Below are 3,297 nucleotides of genomic sequence, written 5' to 3' on the forward strand. Positions count from 1 at the left end.
ACCCGGGGTCGCCGGGGAGCAGGAGCCTGCCGCGCAGGACGGCGGCGAGGGCCGCGAGCGGGGTGGTGGGGGAGGGCAGGGTGGTCATGGGGCCACCGTGTCGGGCCGGGCTTGGCGGGTCCTTGGGATCGCCTTGTCGCTCCCGGCTCAGCGGGGGAGCAGGGCGCGCAGGACCCGGCCCGCACGGGCGGCGTCGGGCTCCTCGCCGGTGATGACCTTGAGGTACACGAAGGACTCGACCACCCGCACGACGGTGTAGGCGAGGTCCGGCCGGGGGAGCGGGCTGTGCAGTCCGCCGGCGGCGGTCGCCTCGGCCGCCAGCTCGTCCACCAGGGCGACGAGCCGCCTCTGGAAACCGCCCGAGGACAGCGTGAGCAGCCGCATCGCGAACTCGCCCTCCTCGGCGAGGAACCGGCGCATCCCGGGATGGCCGAGGGTGTCCTCGACGAACAGCGTGAGCCGGACGGCGAGCTCCGACGGCTGCTCGGGATCGACCTCCGCGCGCTCGCGGGCCCGGTCCGCCGAGAGCCGCAGGGTGCGGGCGCAGAGCGACCAGACGATCTCGCTGAGCAGCTCCTCGCGCGACCCGACCCAGCGGTACAGCGTCGCCCGGTTCACCCCGAGCTCCCCGGCCAGCCCGCGCATGTCGACGCGCTGCCCGGCCTGGAACGCCGCGCGGGCCACGCGGAAGGCGGTCATCGGGTCCGGCCTGCTGTCCCCGGCGAGCCTGCGCTGCAGCGGCGTCGTCATGGTCCATCCCGTTGACGGTGGGCTGTGAGCTGGGTCATGCTACGCGACGTTTCCGCGTTCTGTCGCATCGCCGCGACGACTTTCTCCGTCGTCGCGCAACTCTCGACGAGGAGAGCCATGACCAGCACGGACATCCGCCACGTGCCTGCGGGCCGGATCGGCGACCCGGCCCAGACCCTCGGCACCGACCCCCGCGCCGACCCCCGCATGGTCGCGGTCTTCGGCGCGCTGGGTGCGCTGGACCACCCCGCGGCCGCGCCGGTGACCCCCGACTCCGGGCGCGAGGCGCTGCTGGAGTTCGTGGAGGCCACCGAGGTGGGCTTCGAGGGCCTGTTCACCGTGCTCTCGGAGGGGTGGGCACCGGTCGAGGGCGTCGAGCGGGAGACCCGGACGATCAGCGGCGACGGCGGGCACGACATCACGCTGTACCTCCACCGGCCGCAGGGTGTCGAGGGCCCGCTGCCGCTGGTCTACCAGGTGCACGGCGGTGGGATGGTCATGCTCGCCGGGTCCGGGCGGGCATACGCGCACTGGCGGGACGAGCTCGCCGCCGAGGGTGCGGTCGTCGTCGGGGTGGAGTACCGCAACGGCGGCGGGGTCCTGGGTCCGCACCCCTTCCCGGCCGGGCTCGACGACTGTGCGGCCGGCCTGCGCTGGGTCCACGCGCACCTCGCGGAGCTGGGCGGGACCCACATCGTCGTGACCGGGGACTCGGGCGGCGGCAACCTGGCGCTGGCGCTGCCGATCAAGGCCCGCCGCGAGGGCTGGGTGGACGAGATCGCGGGCGTCTACGCGCAGTGCCCGTACATCCTGGGCAGCTGGGACGAGCCGCCCGCCGAGCTGCACTCGCTGTGGGAGAACGACAAGTACTGGCTCGACAAGGCGCTGTTCCCGCTGCTCGCCGAGGTCTACGACCCGGAGGGCCGCAACGGCGACGACCCCACGTGCTGGCCCGCCAGGGCGGGCGTGCCGGACGTCAGCGGCCTCCCGCCGCACGTCATCTCCGCCAACGAGCTCGACCCGCTGCGGGACGAGGGCCTGGCCTACCACCGCCTGCTGCTGGCGGCGGGGGTCCGGTCGATCGGGAAGGTCAACCTCGGCCTCTGCCACGTCGGCGAGATCCTCTTCCGCGAGGCCATGCCGGACGTCTACGCCCAGGCCGTCCGGGACGTCGTCGGCTTCGCCCGCTCCCTGGCCTAGGAGCGAGCGGCACTCTCGCTCACTAGGTATGAGCGAGAGTGCCGTTCGCTCAGTGCATGTGGGGGTAGGTGTGGTCGAGGGGGGCGACGAGGGTCTCCTTGATCGCTCTCGGGCTGGTCCAGCGCTGGACGTTGAGCATCGAGCCCGCCTTGTCGTTGGTCCCCGACGCGCGGCTGCCGCCGAAGGGCTGGCGGGAGACGATCGACCCGGTGGGCCGGTCGTTGACGTAGAAGTTGCCCGCCGCGTGCCGCAGCACCCGGTGGGCCGTCTCGACGGCGGTCCGGTCGGTGGCGAACACCGCGCCGGTCAGGGCGTACGGGCTGGTGCGGTCGACCAGGCCGAGCACGTCCTCCCACGGGTCGTCGTAGACGTGCACGGCCAGCACCGGGCCGAAGTACTCGGTGCCGAACACCTCGTCGGTGGGATCGGTGCCCACCAGCACCGTCGGCTCGACGAACCAGCCCTCCTCGTCCGAGGCGCCGCCGCCCGCCAGGACCTCCAGCGACGGGGTGTTCTTCGCCCGGTCCAGCGCCGTCCGGAGCCGCCCGAACGCCCGCTCGTCGATCACCGCGCCGCCGAAGTTCCGCAGGTCGGCGACGTCGCCGTAGGTCAGCGACGAGGTCACCGCGGCCAGCTCGTCGCGCAGGGCGGGCCAGAGCGACCGGGGCACGTAGGCCCGCGACGCCGCCGAACACTTCTGGCCCTGGTACTCGAACGCCCCGCGGACCAGCGCCGTGGTGAGCGGCGCGGGATCGGCCGACGGGTGCACGACCACGAAGTCCTTCCCGCCCGTCTCGCCGACGATCCGGGGGTAGGAGCGGTAGCGGTCGAGGTTGTCGCCGATGGTGCGCCACAACGTCTTGAAGGTCGCCGTGGAGCCGGTGAAGTGCAGGCCCGCGAAGTCCGGGTCGGTGAGGGCGACCCGGGAGACCGCGAGCCCGTCGCCGGTCACCAGGTTGATCACCCCGGGCGGCAGGCCCGCCGCCTCCAGCAGCTCCATCGTGTCCTGCGCGGCGAGCTGCTGGGTGGGCGTGGGCTTCCAGACGACGGTGTTCCCCATCAGCGCGGGGACCGTGGGCAGGTTGCCCGCGATGGCGGTGAAGTTGAACGGGGTGATCGCCACGACGAACCCGTCGAGCGGGCGCCAGTCCATCCGGTTCCACTCGCCGGGCACGCTGCGGGGCTGCTCGGCGATCACCCGGCGGGCGTAGTGGACGTTGAACCGGAGGAAGTCGATCAGCTCGCAGGCGGCGTCGATCTCGGCCTGCTGCACGGACTTGGACTGCCCGAGCATGGTGGCGGCGTTCACCCGGTCCCGCCACGGCCCGGCCAGCAGGTCCGCGGCGC

Annotated in this window: 3 protein-coding genes; 1 reads left to right on the top strand and 2 read right to left on the bottom strand. The window is 73.3% G+C overall.

Annotation, left to right across the window (positions count from 1 at the left end; genetic code table 11):
• Positions 1 to 147: 147 nt before the first annotated feature.
• Positions 148 to 750 carry a QsdR family transcriptional regulator gene (locus tag H5J29_RS26290; RefSeq protein WP_181783698.1) on the bottom strand — a complete coding sequence of 201 codons (603 nt, stop codon included), beginning with the start codon at positions 748 to 750 and terminating at the stop codon, positions 148 to 150.
• A gap of 117 nt (positions 751 to 867) precedes the next feature.
• On the opposite strand from H5J29_RS26290, the gene H5J29_RS26295 reads away from it, so the two are divergent.
• Entirely contained in the window at positions 868 to 1,950 is a 1,083-nt protein-coding gene (locus H5J29_RS26295; RefSeq protein WP_181783699.1) for an alpha/beta hydrolase, read from the top strand.
• A gap of 49 nt (positions 1,951 to 1,999) precedes the next feature.
• Here H5J29_RS26295 and pruA read toward each other — a convergent pair.
• The coding region (gene pruA / locus H5J29_RS26300) for an L-glutamate gamma-semialdehyde dehydrogenase (RefSeq protein WP_181783700.1) at positions 2,000 to 3,297 on the bottom strand (1,298 nt) is incomplete at its 5' end.

Origin of the sequence: Pseudonocardia pini (assembly GCF_013870575.1) — a bacterium.
Taxonomy (GTDB): Bacteria; Actinomycetota; Actinomycetes; order Mycobacteriales; family Pseudonocardiaceae; genus Pseudonocardia; species Pseudonocardia pini.

What these genes read in the sequence shown, in the direction of transcription:
- H5J29_RS26290 (WP_181783698.1), bottom strand. Translation starts at nt 750, where the DNA reads ATGACGACGCCGCTGCAGCGCAGGCTCGCCGGGGACAGCAGGCCGGAC.
- H5J29_RS26295 (WP_181783699.1), top strand. Translation starts at nt 868, where the DNA reads ATGACCAGCACGGACATCCGCCACGTGCCTGCGGGCCGGATCGGCGAC.